Here is a 16,582-nt window from a genome sequence, read left to right as displayed (position 1 = left end):
GCTCACTCCAGCACGGTATCCATCCGGGTTCTCATCATGTCCCGGTACTTGCCCGGGGTAATAGCCTTCAACTTGCGGAAGCTGCGAATAAAGCTGTTCTCGTGCTGATAGCCGACCATCTGCGCGATATCCGATATCCGGTCGTCCGTCTTCAGCAGCAGCTCGCCGGCCCGGTCCATGCGCAGGCTCGTCAAGTAGTTGTAGATCGTCTCGCCCGTCTCCTGCTTGAACAGCTGGCTCGCCAGGCTGCTGCTGATCCCGATCGATTCGGAAATTTCCGGAATGCCGATCGGCTCGCTCAAATGCTGCTTCATGTATTCGATCATCTTGTGGCACAAAATGAAATCCTTGCTCTCGACCAGCCGGCGGTACCGCTGCGCGAGCGGCAGAGCCCGGCTGCCCAGCTCGCTTGCGATATCGTCCAGATCGAGCGTATCGAACCGGCCGAACTCCGTGTAAGCGCTCTCTTCCGCTGGCCGGAGCCGCTCGATCCGCTCGGCCGCCGACTGGAGATAGTAAACCGCCGCCGAAGGATAGCCGTACTCGCTACGAACGCCCGCGATCATCCGGTCGACGGCGTCCTTGGCCTCCTGCTCGCTGCCCGATTCGATGGCCCGGGCAAGCTCCTCAAGCGCTGCCTCGCCCGTTGACGGCCCCCGCACCTCGTGCTCCGACACGTCGCGGAACGGGATGACCTTGCCGTAGCCCCGGTACAACCGGTACGTAAGCGCGTTCTCCGCCTCGAGCATCGCCTGCTTCAGCCTCGCGATATCGGTCAACGGCGTGCTGATGCCCGCCGACACGCTGAATTTCAAATACCGCGACACGATCTCGAGCGCTTCCTCGAGCTTGCTCTCGGCATGCAGCCCCTCGTGGCGCGGCTGCAGCAGTATCGCCGTCTTGTCCTTGCCGAAATCGGCGCACACGATCCGCCACTGCGGCTCGAACAGCTCCGCCGCGATATTGGCGAGCGCGAACTTGAGCAAGGAATGGTCCCCGCCGGTGAACGACCGCGCCCACTCGTCGTAACGGTCGATGGATAGCACCGCCACCGTCAGCGGGGCCGTCGACCATTCCCCGAAGTAACGGCTCCACTTCTCGCGGATGTCGCGCCTGCCGCTCGCATTGCCCGCGTAAATGTCGGTAAGCAGCTTGGAGGACGCTTCGGACATCGTCTCCCGGACGAGCTGCGACAGATGCGCGTGCTTGCTGAGCAGCTCGCCGGCCAGCTTCTCGAGGTCGATTCCCTCCGCTTCTTCCGGCTTGCGGTCGTAGCTGCTGAACAGCTGCTTCAGCCTGCGGACCGGCCGGAACGCCGCCGCGTTAATGTAGAAAATCGTCGCGCCGCCAACGGCGAGCGCGGCGACGGATACGAGCAGCACGACCTGCGCGACCCGCTTCGACTTCGCGAGCAGGCTATCCTGCTCGACGATCGAGATGTACCGCCAGCCCGTCACGGGCGACGCGAGCTGATTGGCGAGCAGCTGGCGGTTCCGGAACGTCATGTCGCCGCTGCCGTCCTCCTTCAGCTCGCCTAGAGCCAAGTCGACCGCCGCCTGGTCGAACGCGTAATTCGAGACGGAGTACAAAATCTCGTCGTTCTCGTCGATGATGTAGCGCATCCGGTTCAAATTGTTCATGACCGGCGGATTCAGCTTGGCGAACAGCGCCTCGTCCTGCAAATTGACGGCGACGATTCCCTTGAACTCGCCCTGGATCAATATTTTGCGGAACAGTGTAATGTCCGAGCCTTTGCCGGCCGCCCCTTCGGGCACGGCCCGCTTCTTGATAACCGTCGTCCGGTCGCCGAATTCGGAGGCGACCCCGACCCATTCGGAGTCGACGAAGTTAATCCGGCTCGACGAGTAGCCCTGCGGAATCGACAGGAAGCTGTCCCGCTCGAGATCGTAGACGTATATGCTTTTGATATAAGCAGAATTGCTGATGAGCGTCGTAAGCAGCTGATACGCTTCGGAAATATTGGCATACGAGTTCTGCACCTTGCTCGTCAGAAATTTGTAAATATTGTCGTTCAGCGCCACTTGAATCGCGACCTGATCGCTCTCCCGGATCGATTCGTCGATGACGTCCATATTGAGCTGCAGCATTTGCCGCTGAAGCTCGCTGAGCTCCTCCTGCAGCACGGACTTCGACGTGTAGTAGGAGGTCAGGCTCACGGCCAAAATAATAAGGAAGACGGAGACGGTCAGGATCAGGACGAGCCTGATTTGCGTATGAGCCCAATTGTATTTCAGCCACTTCTTAACGGATTGCGTCACGTAAAATCCCACCTTATGCCGAGGATTCTTTCATTATAGCTTGATCCGTTCCGCGTGACACGCTCCCGCCGCCCTAGCCTGCCGGGCCCGTCTTCCGCCGCCGCTCAGCCTCTTCCGCCCAGCCATTCCTTCATGCGATGCGTCTCGATGCCGGCGAGCAGCACGATGCCGATGCCGTGCGTATCGTTCAAGTTCCAGCCCAGCTCGTGCTTGTAATAAGCGTGGGAATACGACCAGCTGGACCCCTTGCATACGCCGTACAAATTGCCGCGCGCATCGATCGCCCGCTCGCACAGCCCCCGCCAGCCGGCAAGCGCCGCCCGGGCGTAAGGCTGCGGATCCGCGAGCCAGCCGTGCCGGACGCCGAGCGCGAAGCCGTACATGAACATCGACGTGCAGGACGACTCCTCGTAGGACTCCGGATCGGTCAGCACCTGATGCCATAAGCCGCTCTCGCCTTGCAGCGCGAGGTAGCCGCCGGCCAGTTCCCGGTAGAAGGCCAATATCGCCGGGCGGCTCGCATGCGCCTGCGGCAGCGCGCCGAGCAGGACCGCAAGCGAGAAGAATACCCAGCCGTTGCCCCGCCCCCATGCCGTCCGGGACGGCTTGCCCGCGGCGACGTCGTACACATGGGACATGATCCGCTTCTCCGGCATGTACAAATATTGTTTGTACAGCAGCAGCTGGCGGGCCGCTTCGTTCAGGCAGCCCGAATCGCCCGACAGCTCGGCGTACCGGCACAAGAAAGGCACGCTCATGTACATGTCGTCGCACCACATCGTGTTGTGCATGCTCGGCGACACGCCGACCCGGCGGTACAGCGCGCCGTCCTCCATGCGGTCCTGCACGCGCATGATGTAGCGGGCGATGTCGTCCGCCGCCGCGCGGGCTCCCTTGAGCGGCCGGTGCCGTCCGGCGAGGATGGCCAGGGCGCCGAACGAGCCGCAATCGTCCAGGCTGTCGATGTCCGACAGCTGGTTATTGAGCCCCGCCGCGCCGAACCGTTCGCGGTCCCATAACGAATACGCGTAGAACGACGTCGCGAACTCGACGTGGCGCAGCACGTAGTCGGCCAAGTCGCCGCGACCGAGCAAGCCGCCCGTCTCGAGCAGGCCGGTAAGCGTCACGCCGAGCGGATAATTCCAGCGGCCGAACAGCTCGTTCTCGAGGAACGGGCGGATGCAGGCGCCCGGCTCGCCGGTCGTCCAGAAGAAGGACGCCCCGCCGCCGCCTTCCGCCGCCGCGTCCATGGCCAAATAATCGCCGGCGTTAACCGCCGTGCCCGGCGCGAACGGGCCGAGGTGCAGCCATTTGCCCTCATGGCCGCGCACGGGCCGCGGAACGGCGAGCGCCGCCCCCGTCTCCGGCGCGGGCTCCTGCAGCCGGAAGCCCCAGCCCCGGTCGCCGCACACGCATTCCGCGATCAGATCGCCGCCTTCCGGCGGGGCGTCCACCGCGAACGCGAATTCGCCCGCTTCCTGCACAGAGTGGCATTCCTCGCCGTTCCATGCGAACCGCACCGGCCCGTAGGCCGTACCGGTCAGCTCGACGCGCCGGGCCGGGACGGCGATGCCCAGAACCTTCGTCCACGCGTACGCGGCATGCCCCGGCTTCGTTCCGTACAGCCGCTCCAGGCGGCCTTCCTCGACGGCCGTCCGCGCGGGCAGCCATTCCGCGCCGGTGGATGCCTCCGCCATCGTCCTCTCCGGCACCCCGGCTAGCGGTTCATCCCGCGGCTCGGTGTAAATCCAGCCCTCTTCCCCGTCCCGTTCCCCGGTCGGCGCCAGAAAGTGGAACGGCTTGTTCTTGCGGCTGCCCGTGCCGAATTCCGCGCCGCAGCCTCCCGCTCCGTCCTTGCCGAGCTCCAGCACAAAGTGGTTCCAGCCGCTCGTCAGCGCCACCTTCAGCTTCAGCGGCGGCACTTCCGGGCCGCCGGACGCCGCCGTCTCCTCCGTCGACGAGCCGTATCGCTTCTCGCCGTTATGATAGAGTCGAACCGGACCGAAGCAGCGCAGCAGAAACACGAAATCATGCGGCCGGTCGATCCACAGCTTCGCCCAAGCGTAGACGCGCTGTCCCTCGCGCATCGACGGGAACATCTTCCCTGCCGGGAACTCGTATAGATGGTTCGGCAGCTTGCGGATTTCGCTTGTCCGCGCGACCCGGAATACCGGCTCGTGCGGCGGGTTATCCCCGACGTACCGCCGCGCCATCGTCTCGAGCACATGCGGGATCCGGAGGCCGTCCGTCTGCGCCGCCATGCTTTCCGACGGATCGACGTATCCGCCGGACCGTGCCTTCGTCGTCATTTCGTCCCGCCTCCTTTGCCGCTCAGCGCGGCTTCCCGCTCGTTCGCCCCGCCGCCGAGCACCTCGGCGATCGTAACCGGGCGATGCTCCTTCGCCGAGCGCCACACCGCTTCGCCCGTCGCCACGGAATACGCGCCGTCCTCGGCTCCGGACAATATCCGGTACGGCCTTCTCCGGTCCTCGCCCATGAACAAATCCTCCAGCAGCAGCGGATCGCCTCCGCCGTGGCTGCCTTCCTTGTGCACGACGTGGATCGTCTCCTTCGAGCCGAACAGCGGGAAGTAGTCGATCGTCTGCACCGGCACCTGGAACGGCGTCCGGCTCGGCATATGGTACTCGACCGTCTCCAGCCTGCCCTTCGTGCCGTTGATCGCGAGGCGGTAGCCTTCGTACGGCAGCGAGAAATTGACCGAATAGCTGAGCAGCGCGCCTCCGTCGTACCTCACCGTCGCCGCGTACGTATCCTCGATGTCGATCGACGAATCGAAGATGCACCGGTCCGGCCGGTAATCCGAATACGGATACGCCTGCCCTCCTCCTCCCGCGGCCAGGGAGCCCAGATGATCGTCCGGCACGCGGATGTTCTTGCTGCGCGCGTTCCAGCGCGAGTAGTAGCCGCAATCCTCCGTGCGCTCGCAGGTGCTGCAGTGCCGGCCGTCCTCCTTCTTCGGATTCGCCTCCGCCTCGGCGCCGTAATAGTTCAGCGCGCCGTACGCGAACGCTTCGATCGGCTTTTGCCCGATCCACCAGTTGACGAGATCGAAATGATGCGTGCTTTTGTGCACGGACAATCCCCCCGACAGCTCGCGCTCCCGGTTCCACCGCTTGAAATAGCTGGAGCCGTGGTACGTATCGAGGTACCAGTTCAGGTCGATCGACGTGATCCTTCCGAGCCTCCCTTCGAGCACCAGCTCCTTGATTCTCGTGTGGATGGGCGCGTAACGGTAATTGAACGTCACGGTCACGCCGCCCTTGCTCGCCTTCTCCGCCTCCAGAACGCGCCTGCTGTCCTCGCCCGTCGTCACCATCGGCTTCTCCGTAATGACGTCGAGGCCATGCCGAAGCGCCGCGATGATGTACCGCGCATGCGTATGATCGCGGCCAGCGGCGATGATGACGTCCGGCCTCGTCTCTTCGACCAAGCGGTCGAAATCGTCCTCCCCGTACGTCCGGATGCCGGCCTGCTCCGGGTACCTCTCCCGGAACAGCGCGAAGCGCGCGGGATCGGGGTCGAGCAGCCCGACGAGCTCGCAGCCGCCGGCAAACGTCGTCAAGATCGGCTTCGCGAACATGCCGAGCGCCCGGCCGCTCACCCCGCAGATGGCGTAACGTTTTTTCATGATGAACCTCTCCTCTCCGGCGCTCCCGGCCTATGTGCGGCAGAAGGGCCGGCACAGGTTCTGCCGGCCCGGCCCTGCCGGGCGCCGCTTATTTGCTCACGTTCGCGTACCATTCCTGCACGCGCTCGGTCACCTTGTCCCCGCCGGCTTTGTACCAGCGGTCCACGAACTCGTCGAACTTCTCGATCGGCCACTCCCCGATGACGATCTTGGTCAAATACTCCTGGAACAGCTTGTGCGACTGAATGTCCGGAAACCCTTCGTAGACCGTGTTCGGCAGGCCGTCCCCGGCGATGCGGCGCGCGTCGGCCGTGCTTACGGCGAAGACGTCGGTCACCATCTTCTGCATGTCCTCCGGGATCGTCTCCTTGATGCGGATGTCCATGTCTTCCTTCGTCGTCAGGTTGCGCATGCCGAGCGCGATCGGGCGGCTGTCCTCCGGCGGGAGCAGCACCTTCTTGCCGTCCACTACCTCATGCTGCTGCCCCTCGATGCCGAAGCGGATAAATTCGTCGTTGCTCTTGTCGTAGAAGAAGTCGAGCAGCTTGAGCGAAGCGGCCGCCTTGTCCTCCGCCGCGGCCGGGATGATCCACTCCGGCTCGCCCATGCTCTTCTGCGTGACGTACCCTTCGAAGCCCTCCGCCTTCGGCATCGGCATGCCGACGACGTAGGCGTCCGGCGCCCCTTCGAGCATCGCGGTGTAGCGGTCGCGCAGGTTGGCGGGCAGATGGTACCAGCTGCCGACGAGGTTGTTGTTGATTTTGGCCGTCCACACATCGCCCTTGTTCAGGAACGTCTCGTTGTCCAGCAGCTTCTCTTCGTACAATTCGCGGATAAAGGCGATCGCGGCCTTCATGTTCTTGGACACGCCGGCGTACTGAATCTCGCCTTCGTAGATGTCCCATTCCGGAACGCCTTCCCACATCGCGACCCCGTACATGCCGAACAGATGGTCCATCCACTTGCCGAATTCGCGCCCGGACGTCGGCAGCTCATCCGGCTTGCCGTTGCCGTTCGGATCCTTGTCGCGGAAGGCGCGAAGCACGTCCTTGTACTCTTCGACCGTAGCCGGCATCGCGAGCCCGACCTTGTCCAGCCAGTCCTGGCGGATCATCGGCGCCCGCTCGGGCACGAGAAACACCTTCGGCACGTAGTAGATATGGCCGTCCGGGGAAGCGGAGCGTACGACGTCCCACGCTTCCTCGGGAATGTTCTTCCAGACGTTCGGCGCGTACTTCGGCAGCAATTCGTCCAGCGCGAGCGCGCCGCCCTGCTTGATCAGCGTCTGCTCGACGCCCCCGATCGGGCGGAGAATGTCCGGCAGGTCGTCCGAGGCGATCATCAGGTTCAAATATTCGGTCGGCTCCGAGCCGGGCGGCGTCGTCATCAGTTCGTATACGACGCCCGTCTTCTCTTGGACGTACTTCACGTGGTCATTATTGCGGTCCGGGATCGTCCCGACCCCCATATGGCTTTTGAACACGCGAACCGTGACGGGCTCGCCGCCTTCCCCGTTGTTCCCGGACGCCTCCGGCTCCTTCCCGCCGCCCGAACAACCGGTAACGAGGGCGACCGCCAGCAGCGACGCCAGCGCGGAACGCCTTGCCGATTTGCCTAACCAATGATTTACCATGCATGAATCCTCCCTTTTTATTGTGCGTATCGAAAAAGTATATAGGAAACCGGCGGGCCGGCTACTCCTTCAATGAACCGAGCATCGAGCCTTTGACGAAGTATTTCTGCAAATACGGGTAGACCAGCACGATCGGTATCGTCGCGAACAAAATTGTAGCCGCTTTCAACGTTGTCGTGTTGAAATCGTAGTCGCCGAGCACCAAATTGACCGAAGCAAGCTCCTCCGGCGAAGTCAGGTAGGCGCGGAGCTTCATTTGGAGCGGCCATTTCTCCGGATCGCGGATGAACAGCACCGCCCGCGAGAACGTGTTCCAATAGCCGACCGCGTAGAACAGGCTGACCGTCGCCATGACCGGCTTCGACAGCGGCAGGTAGATACGGAATAAGATCCCCGCGTCGCTGCAGCCGTCGATCCGGGCCGAATCGTCCAGCTCCTTCGGAATGCCCATGAAGAACGTACGGATGATGATCATGTTGAAGGTGCCGATCACGCCCGGAAGAATGAGCGCCCACAGCGAATTCATCAGGCCGAGCTCGCGCACCGTCAGGAAGAACGGGATCATCGGCGCGTTGAAAATCATCGTAATAATGATGCCGACCATGATCGGCTTGCGGATCAGAAAATCTTTGTGCGCAAGCGGATACGCGGTCAGCACCGAGAACAGCATGCTGATCAGCGTTCCGACGATCGTAATGTAAGCGGTAATGCCGAAGGACAGCCACAACCCTTCGTTCTGCAAAATGTGAAGCCAGGACGCCGCCGTGAACTCGACGGGCAGCAGGAACACCTTCTTGGAATCGGCCGCGATCGGCGAGCTGAACGATACGGCCAGCAGCTGAAGGAGCGGCAGCAGCATCGTCGAGGCGGCCGCGATCAGGAACGCGTAGTTGAACAATTGGAACAGCTTATCGCCAAACGTTAGCTTCATGCTTCATCACCACAACCCCTGTTCAGTTTTTCGCGCCATCCGGTTGAAAATCCACAGCAGCGCGAAGCCGATGACCGATTGGAACAGCCCGATCGCCGTCGTTACACTGTACTGCCCCTGCAGCACCCCGGCCCGGTAGACGTAGGTTTCGATAATATCGCCCACCGAATACGTCATCGGCGTAAGCAGGTTGTATATCTGGTCGAAGCCAAGCTCGAGGAAATTGCCGATATTGAGCAGGAACAGCACCAGAATCGTCGGGAACATCGTCGGAAGCGTGATATGAATCGTCTGCTTCCAGCGGTTCGCTCCGTCCATGACGGCCGCTTCATATAAATTCGGATTGATGCCGGCGATAGCGGCCAAATAAATGATCGTGCCCCATCCGACGTCCTTCCAGATCGCGGAGATGACGACGATGGAACGGAAATACCGCTGCTCCTGCATGAACAGGATCGTCTCCTGTCCGAGCCACCCGCGCACCATGTTGACGACGCCTTGGCTCGACAGCAGCTCGAACACGATGCCGCCCACGACGACCCACGACAGAAAGTGCGGCAGGTAGAACAAGCTTTGCACGACGCGCTTCGCCAGCATCAGCCTCACTTCGTTGAACAGGAGCGCGAGGATGATCGGCGCCGGGAAGCCGAACACCAGCTGGTACAGGGCGATGGTCGCCGTGTTCCTTAATACGAGGTAGAAATCCTGATAAGAGAAAATGTAGCGGAAGTTGTCCAGCCCGACCCAGGCGCTTCCTTGCATGCCCTTGAAAATTTGATAATCCTGGAACGCGATCGCGCTTCCCGCCAGCGGCAAATATTTGAAGACGAGATAATAGAGGATGCCGGGCAGGATCATGACATACAGCATCCAATGCTTGCGCATGTTGGCAACGAGCCGGTTTCCTCTCGGCTTCCGCATCGATGCGGGAGCGGAATCCGGCTTTAATCGGTCATACGGTACGGCCATCGCCATGAACCTCCTTCGCTTCTTGTACCGTCATCTTACCCGCTCCGGCGCCGCCGGTTCAATCATGCGATCCTCCACGGCATGCACAAATACGCGATCCCGTCCGTTCTGGACGAATCGCGTATCGGATGGGCTATGGGCTAGCGGGCAGGCGCCGGCCGCTCTGGCGGATCAGCTCACGCGGTGGAGGATCGGTTCATTGGTTCCATACCTTGAGCACGTATTCGCTAATTTGTCCGGCGACTTCCGCCGGAGGCGCAACGGCGGTGTCGATCGTGGGCATCGGCGGCCGGTAAGCGGTCTCGGCGTTGTCCAGGAGCCACCTGGCGAACTCCTCGTGTCTTTTCAGCATCTCGTCGGTCCAGGTCGCCTTATCCTCCCGATTGCGAAGCCGGTTATTGCGGGTATCGTCGTCGCAGTGCAAATTGATGAAGCATACTTCGTCGAACAAGTCGTACGCGTCGCATTTTTGCGCGTCCCAGGGCATAACGGTGCCGCAGATGACCGTCCCCTTCCCGGACTTGGCCGCAAAATGGGCAAACTGGAACAACACGTTGAACCGGTTCGGATAGTCCAGCAGCTCGGAGGTCGTGCCGAACATGTCGTTGTCCGTGCTGAGCACGATAAAGTCAGGCAGCCGTTCCCTCAGTTCGCCCATGACCGTCGTCTTGCCCGCGCCGCTCGCTCCCGTAACGATAAACAAGGGCAGCTTCTTATTCTCCACAGCGAATCCCCTCCTTCGATACGTTTATTTTATCGGCTGCGGTCGGAGGATTGCAGGGAAATTTCGTTTAGAAAAATAGTCGACCGGATCGGCACGCTTTTTCGATATCCATAGTTTCACCTTTTTGTCATAAATTCATGAATCGTCCGCAGATCGTCGCAGCGAACCGTGTAAATGGCCGCGCCGCGCGTTTTTTCGGCTAAACCGCAAGCCGTTCGACGGATTCGTACAATAAAATAGAAATAGCTTATGCCTTTCAATAGTGATAAACTAAGATTAAGTAAAAATTGATCCAGAAAGACGGTCTGCCGGGCCGAGCCTCGGCCTATGGCGGCGCTTCCGAAACGAAGGCGCCCCGCGTTCTTTCTGCAAATCGAATGGTATAAGGACGGTAGAAATGAGCAACAGACAAACGAAAACAGACGTTATCTTAATTGGTGCCGGAATCATGAGTGCTACTTTGGGGTCGCTGCTGAAGGAATTGGTACCGGACTGGGAAATTACAGTGTTCGAGAGGCGCGCGGGCGCGGGAGAAGAAAGCTCCAACGAATGGAACAACGCGGGAACGGGGCATGCCTCCCTATGCGAGCTTAACTACACCGTCCAACGGCCGGACGGTTCCATAGATATTAGCAAAGCCGTTAAAGTAAACAAAGAATTCCAGGATTCCAAGCAGTTCTGGTCTTATCTCGTCGACAGCAAGCTGATCCGCAACCCTCGGGACTTCATCGTGCCGGTGCCCCATATGAGCTTCGTCCAAGGGAAAGAGGATGTCGGCTTTTTGAAAAAACGGTTCGAAGCGATGACCGGCAATCCGCTGTTCCAAGGCATGGAATTTTCCGACGAGCCGGAGAAGCTGAAGGAATGGATTCCGCTGATGATGAAGGACCGCGCATTGGACAATCCGATCGCGGCCACGAGAATCGAATCCGGTACGGATGTCAACTTTGGCGCTTTAACGCGCATGCTGTTCGCGCATCTGAAGAGCAAAAACGTAGATATCAACTTCAACCATAACGTGGACGACATTAAGCGTACGCGCGACGGACTTTGGGAACTGAAGGTACGGAACGTCGGCAGCGGCGGCGTCGAACGCATTACGGCCAAGTTCGTCTTTATCGGCGGCGGCGGCGGAAGCCTGCATTTGCTACAGAAGTCCGGCATTCCCGAAGGTAAAGGAATCGGCGGCTTCCCGGTAAGCGGGCTGTTTATGGTGTGCCGGAACCCGGACGTCGTCGCGCAGCATAATGCCAAGGTGTACGGCAAAGCTTCGGTCGGCGCTCCTCCGATGTCCGTTCCGCATCTAGACACGAGGGTTATCGACAACAAGGAGTCGCTGCTGTTCGGACCGTTCGCCGGCTTCTCGCCGAAGTTTTTGAAATTCGGCTCCATGCTCGATCTGGTCACTTCGGTCAAGCCGCATAATCTCGTCACGATGATGGCGGCGGGAGTCAAGAATGTGCCGCTCACCACCTATCTGATCAAGCAAGTGATGCTGTCGAAGGAGCAGCGCATGGAAGAGCTGCGGCAATTCGTCCCGAACGCGAGAAGCGAGGATTGGGATCTGCTCGTAGCCGGCCAGCGCGTGCAAATCATCAAAGATACGGCCGCCGGCAAAGGAACGCTCCAATTCGGCACGGAAGTGATCAGCGCGGCGGACGGTTCGATCGCCGCCCTGCTCGGCGCGTCCCCGGGCGCTTCCACCGCCGTGTCCGTCATGCTGGAGGTCATCGCCAGGTGCTTCCCGCAGCATATCAAGGCGTGGGGGCCGAAGCTCAAAGAAATGATTCCATCGTACGGCGAGTCGCTGTTGGATAACCCGGAGCTTCTCCGCGAGATTCAAGCTTCGACGGCGCGGTCGCTCGGCCTGAGCGAGAGCAAGCCGGTTCAGAAGGCGCGCAGAACCGTATCGTAATGCAAAAACCTCCCGTTCGTCCTTTCGTTGGACGGACGGGAGGTTTTTTTTGGATTGGGGGGCGGCGCAGCCGCCCTTTGCGGCCCGGGTCGGGCCGAATTCGTGCGATCAGGTCTAATTTATAGACCTGATTCGGTTTTTCGGGCGGGAATGGCGCGATCAGGTCTAATTTCTAGACCTGATCGACGGTGCAGCCGCCCTTTGCGGCCCGGGTCGGGCCGAATTCGTGCAATCAGGTCTAATTTCTAGACCTGATTCGGTTTTTCGGGCGGGAATGGCGCGATCAGGTCTAATTTCTAGACCTGATCGACGGCGCAGCCGCCCTTTGCGGCCCGGGTCGGGCCGTGCACTCACGCGCCTGCGTCGCCTATACCGCGCGAATGTCTGGCCATTGCAGCTCCACGCCCGCGGCGGCGAGCGTCCGCTGGAAGGCGCCGAGATGGCCGCCGTCGTTCCGCACGTCCCGCGGGCGCAAGCCGCGGTCGATGCAGTAAGCGGCCAGGTACCCCGCCGCTTCCCCGATGTTCCACTCCACCGGGTGGAGCCGGTAGCAGCCGTTCGTAATATGCGTGGTGCCGATGTTCTTGGCCGCCGCAAGCAGGTTGTTCACGCGGACGGGGATGAGGCTGCCCATCGGGATTTGGAACGGCAGGCTCGGCACGTCGATGTACGTGCGGAGCCCCGTGCTCGGATGCAGGTCGATCCGGTAGCAGCCGACGCCGACCGAGTCGAAATACGCTTCGGCCTTCCCGTCCGGGCGGCAAGCCGGGCTCAAATGCTGCTCGACGACCGTGCATTCCGCTACGATGCGCCGCGATTCCCGGATATAGGGGCGCTTGGCGAGGCCGTCTTTCGTCCCCGTCACGTCGGGACGAAGCCGCAGCCCCGGATAACCCGTTCCTCCGTCCGGACGCGGCGCCTCGGTTTGCATCCAATAAAGCAGGGACAGGCTTAGCTGCCTGGCGTTCTCGAGATGCGCCGCCCGGACGGAAGGCTCGACGTCGATGATCGGGCCGAGCCAATAGTCGTTCTGCGGCCAGTTCACGATAGACACGTCGCGGTCGAACTGCCCTTCCGCGAACAAGGAGCGGTCGATGATGCGGCGGTACTGCCATAGCGAGAAGTTCGGCCCGCCGGGCAGAAGCTGATACCGGACCGGCTCCAGCGTATGCGGCACGAGCCCGGTCCAGCTGAGCAGCTTATCCGGCCAGAAATCCGCCTTGTACGCCTTCCAGAACTCATATTGCTCCGGCTTCGGGATCGTATGGTCCTCGCCGGGCGAGTAATCGAGCGCGAAGCACCACGTGAACGCCTGCATGTCGCTCGGGTCGGCGTCGCCCGGCAGCGCGTGCGGCTCGCCGGTCGTCTCGGCCGATTCGGAGCCCGTCACGTATTCGACGCCCGCAAGCGGGAGCACGTCCCCCTCCTCCGTCGCGTCCAAGTAATAGGGCGCCCTCAGCGTCAGGATTTGCCCGTCCGCTTCGTCCCGGACATGAACGGCGGTCACCTCGTCGCCTTCGGTATCCGCGTTTACGAGGACGTGCTTCTCCAATACCGTCAATCTGCCGCTATGGATATAGGGAGCCAGCATATCCCGCAGGACGGCCAGCGCCGCTCTCGGTTCATGCGAAACGCGGCTGACCGACGCGTTCCCCGGGTTGAGGCGCGCCGCGCCGAGCGCATCCGCCGTCAACGGAAAGTTAGCCTTATAATACTCGCGCACGCGGTTACGAAACTCGCGGTAGCTTGCCGTGCAGCCGAACTGCTCGATCCAGGGATGCTCATCCGGCGGCACCGCCTGGCTCGTCAGCTGGCCGCCGATCCAATCGGTCTCCTCCGTCATGATTACCTTCTTGCCCGCCTTCGAAGCGGCAAGCGCCGCGGCGCAACCGCCCGTGCCGCCCCCGATAATGACGATATCCGCTTCCAACAAGCCGATTTGCATGCCAAACCCTCTCCTCTCGCCGTGCCGGATTCGATTAAGCTCGCGAACTCCCGTATTTCAGCAGCGTCCCCTTCCGATTCGATTGCGCAGGCTTCCCGCATCCATATGCCCGCATAGGCTTCCTCCGCCCCCTCCAACGGCATCACGTCGGGTGCGGCTTAACGGAGATGCGGCGTTCCGCGATCATCCCGGTCAGCTTACATGCTTCTTCCGGTATTCGCTCGGGGATACCCCGTAATACTTCTTGAACGTCGTCGTGAAGGTCGACGAATTCAAATACCCCGTCTTCTCGCCGATCTCCGCGACGCTCCAGTCGGTGCTCTTCAGAAACTCCCGCGCATGCGACAGCCGGACCTTATTGAGGTATTCCACGTAATTGACTTCGAACGTCCGCTTGAAGTAGTTCGAAAAATATTTCGGACTCGTGCCGAGCACGTCGGCCATATGGTCCAGATGCAAATTTTCCATATAATGCAGCTCGATGTATTGGTTGATGAAGGCCGGATTCAGCTTGCTCTTCTGCTCCCGGTTCGAACGGCCGGCGATGAAAGGCACGGCTTCGACGAGCGCCCGCCGGATTTCGCTTACGCCGTAGGCTTCGTCCACCTTGCGGCAGAACGCCATCTCGAACCGGTGAATTTCCATTCCTTCGTCCTCGTCGGCGTCCGCATGCTTCAGCATGTAGTAGAACATGCTCCTGGCGATATGCGCCAGCTGGTAATGATGCACGTTGCGGTCCGCGTTCTCTTGCAAAATGTCCCGAACGATCCCGAGCGCCTCGTCCGTCTTGCCGGTTAACGCGCAGTTCGACAGCTTCTCGATCTTATCGATCGGATAATAGATGTCCGTCACGATGCTGACCGCTTCCGTATCGATGACGGGCCCGTCTTGCTTCATGTTCCGCGCGATCATCCCTTCGCGGAGATCCCGGTAGGCCGCGCTGCAGTTTTTCATGCTCGAATCGTAGACGCGGCTGACGTAAGCCTGAAGCGCGTAGCCTTCGAAGGCCCCCATCTCCGCCGACGCGACGAAAGCTTCCAATCGGCGCAGCACCGTCTTTTTGTCCAAGGAAGAATCCATCCCGATAAGCGCCAGAAACTCCAGGTGGCCCGAGTGGAAGACGACGTCCTGCCCGATTAGCCGCAGCAGCCCTTCCCGCAGGGAAGCGGTCATTTCTTCGATCCGCGGAGCCGCGTACGCCTTGCCGTCATCCGCTTTCTTCAGGCGGAAGGCCGCCATGACGAACTGCCTCTCGCGGAAAAAGTACGGGTAATAGTTCTGCAGCTGCAGCTCGTAATCGCGCGAATGCGACCGGTCGTGCAGCAGCTGCAGGAACAGGCTTTGGCGGATTTCCAGCTCGACGAAGCTCATTTGATTTTTGAGCGATTCGTTCTCCGACTGGATCTTCACGATGCCGCTGTGGATTTTCCGGAAATCGTTCCCCTTGACCGCTCCCCCGCCAAGCTGCTTCAATATCGCTTTAATCGGTTTGTACAGATAAACGCTGAGCAAGGCGGACAGGATAACGGCGCAGATGATCGCGCTGATCATAATCAAGCGGCTCGCGTTCGTGACGGAATCGATATTTTGGAATTGGTACGGAACCTTATCGATATAAATATAGTCGTTGTAATTCGATTTGTAGAAGTTGTATTCGAAATCTTCCCGGGTCAAGGTCGCCTCCCTCGACGGGTTGAAATAGACCTCGTTCAGCAGCTCGGCGAAATTCCAATCCGGCTCCGTGCTGAGAATGACGTTGCGTTCGGCGTCGAGCACGATGAGGGACGCGCCGGGGATCGTCGCGTTCCGGTCCACGCGCTTCAGCAGCTTGTCGACGTTGATCAGCACCATCACGTGCTTGTCGGACATTTTCACCTTATTGCCGTTCATCGCGACCATAAGCCTGCCTTTCTCGGCCGGCGCGGCGCCGGTCGACAGCGAATAGTCGTCGGCCTTGAACACGGTGAACGCGTGCCTCGACTTGGCGTAGGTCCGCCAGTAATTCGCGTTGTGGATCGGATGCCTGTATTTGTCATTGAACAAAAGATTGATGTCGGTCGTGCCGATGGACGTGATGGCCAGGTCGGAATCGTCATAGAAGACGATCACCTCTTCGATGAAATCGATGGACGACGCGAGCGCGCTGAGATGCTCCTGCAGCGAATAAACGCCCGCCATGTCGACGGTGCCGTCTCCGCCCGGCTTGGGGCTGCCGTATGGAATGCTTTGAATGTTGAACATGAGGTTGTTCACGGACGCGAAGCTGCCGTCGAACGTTTGGATTATATTTTTAATGACCAGCCGGTTATTTTGCGTTACTTTCTCGTAAATGCCGGAAATCGAGTTTTTGTAGACGAAGTAGTTGGATACAAACATGATAACGATGACTAACAGCAGCGAAAAGAAAATTTGCAGCAAGCCCCTATTCGCGATCAATCGGTTCATTGGCGTCACCTCTCACGATGTCATCCACATATATTCCACGTCCGTCCCCCTATCCCCTCTCCCGTATGCGCATAATCGTCCGGTCTATATCG

The 16,582-nt window shown here is 60.4% G+C and carries 10 protein-coding genes; 1 reads left to right on the top strand and 9 read right to left on the bottom strand.

What is annotated here, in order from left to right:
* Window positions 1-2: 2 nt before the first annotated feature.
* The 7 genes from IDH41_RS09095 to IDH41_RS09065 form a co-directional block, all read right to left on the bottom strand.
* Window positions 3-2,279 (bottom strand): AraC family transcriptional regulator, encoded by a 2,277-nt coding sequence (locus IDH41_RS09095; RefSeq protein ID WP_190860272.1) that lies wholly within the window; start codon window positions 2,277-2,279, stop codon window positions 3-5.
* A gap of 104 nt (window positions 2,280-2,383) precedes the next feature.
* A complete protein-coding gene (locus IDH41_RS09090; RefSeq protein ID WP_190860271.1) occupies window positions 2,384-4,588 on the bottom strand; it encodes a glycoside hydrolase family 88/105 protein in 2,205 nt (734 codons plus the stop codon).
* Window positions 4,585-5,928 carry a Gfo/Idh/MocA family protein gene (locus IDH41_RS09085; protein ID WP_190860269.1) on the bottom strand — a complete coding sequence of 448 codons (1,344 nt, stop codon included), beginning with the start codon at window positions 5,926-5,928 and terminating at the stop codon, window positions 4,585-4,587. Before IDH41_RS09085 ends, IDH41_RS09090 begins: the two co-directional genes overlap by 4 nt.
* A gap of 88 nt (window positions 5,929-6,016) precedes the next feature.
* Window positions 6,017-7,561, bottom strand: a complete 1,545-nt coding sequence (locus tag IDH41_RS09080) for an extracellular solute-binding protein (RefSeq protein WP_190860267.1) — start codon at window positions 7,559-7,561, stop codon at window positions 6,017-6,019.
* A 61-nt stretch (window positions 7,562-7,622) separates the two neighbouring features.
* The gene (locus IDH41_RS09075) at window positions 7,623-8,492 is read right to left on the bottom strand and encodes a carbohydrate ABC transporter permease (protein ID WP_190860265.1); all 870 of its coding nucleotides are present in this window, start codon (window positions 8,490-8,492) and stop codon (window positions 7,623-7,625) included.
* A gap of 6 nt (window positions 8,493-8,498) precedes the next feature.
* The gene (locus IDH41_RS09070; RefSeq protein WP_223829591.1) at window positions 8,499-9,413 is read right to left on the bottom strand and encodes an ABC transporter permease; all 915 of its coding nucleotides are present in this window, start codon (window positions 9,411-9,413) and stop codon (window positions 8,499-8,501) included.
* Window positions 9,414-9,657: 244 nt separating this feature from the next.
* Window positions 9,658-10,185, bottom strand: a complete 528-nt coding sequence (locus tag IDH41_RS09065) for an AAA family ATPase (protein ID WP_317890712.1) — start codon at window positions 10,183-10,185, stop codon at window positions 9,658-9,660.
* A 397-nt stretch (window positions 10,186-10,582) separates the two neighbouring features.
* Between IDH41_RS09065 and IDH41_RS09060 the strand changes: the two genes are divergently transcribed.
* Complete coding sequence (locus IDH41_RS09060) at window positions 10,583-12,100, top strand: malate:quinone oxidoreductase (RefSeq protein ID WP_190860260.1); 1,518 nt, start codon at window positions 10,583-10,585, stop codon at window positions 12,098-12,100.
* Between the two features lie 367 nt (window positions 12,101-12,467).
* Here IDH41_RS09060 and IDH41_RS09055 read toward each other — a convergent pair whose 3' ends face one another.
* Window positions 12,468-14,045: an FAD-dependent oxidoreductase gene (locus IDH41_RS09055; protein WP_190860258.1), complete on the bottom strand. Its 1,578-nt coding sequence runs from the start codon at window positions 14,043-14,045 to the stop codon at window positions 12,468-12,470.
* A gap of 192 nt (window positions 14,046-14,237) precedes the next feature.
* Window positions 14,238-16,490: a helix-turn-helix transcriptional regulator gene (locus IDH41_RS09050; protein WP_190860256.1), complete on the bottom strand. Its 2,253-nt coding sequence runs from the start codon at window positions 16,488-16,490 to the stop codon at window positions 14,238-14,240.
* Window positions 16,491-16,582 lie beyond the last annotated feature (92 nt).

The sequence above is a fragment of the Paenibacillus arenilitoris genome, assembly GCF_014705655.1.
GTDB lineage: Bacteria > Bacillota > Bacilli > Paenibacillales > Paenibacillaceae > Pristimantibacillus > Pristimantibacillus arenilitoris.
Note: the sequence above shows the minus strand (reverse complement) of the source record. Positions and strands in the feature narration are given on the sequence as shown.

Coding starts and splice junctions, on each gene's coding strand:
- IDH41_RS09055 (WP_190860258.1), bottom strand. CDS start 14,045: ATGCAAATCGGCTTGTTGGAAGCGGATATCGTCATTATCGGGGGCGGC.
- IDH41_RS09070 (WP_223829591.1), bottom strand. CDS start 9,413: ATGCGGAAGCCGAGAGGAAACCGGCTCGTTGCCAACATGCGCAAGCAT.
- IDH41_RS09060 (WP_190860260.1), top strand. CDS start 10,583: ATGAGCAACAGACAAACGAAAACAGACGTTATCTTAATTGGTGCCGGA.
- IDH41_RS09080 (WP_190860267.1), bottom strand. CDS start 7,561: ATGGTAAATCATTGGTTAGGCAAATCGGCAAGGCGTTCCGCGCTGGCG.
- IDH41_RS09090 (WP_190860271.1), bottom strand. CDS start 4,588: ATGACGACGAAGGCACGGTCCGGCGGATACGTCGATCCGTCGGAAAGC.
- IDH41_RS09085 (WP_190860269.1), bottom strand. CDS start 5,928: ATGAAAAAACGTTACGCCATCTGCGGGGTGAGCGGCCGGGCGCTCGGC.
- IDH41_RS09075 (WP_190860265.1), bottom strand. CDS start 8,492: ATGAAGCTAACGTTTGGCGATAAGCTGTTCCAATTGTTCAACTACGCG.
- IDH41_RS09050 (WP_190860256.1), bottom strand. CDS start 16,490: ATGAACCGATTGATCGCGAATAGGGGCTTGCTGCAAATTTTCTTTTCG.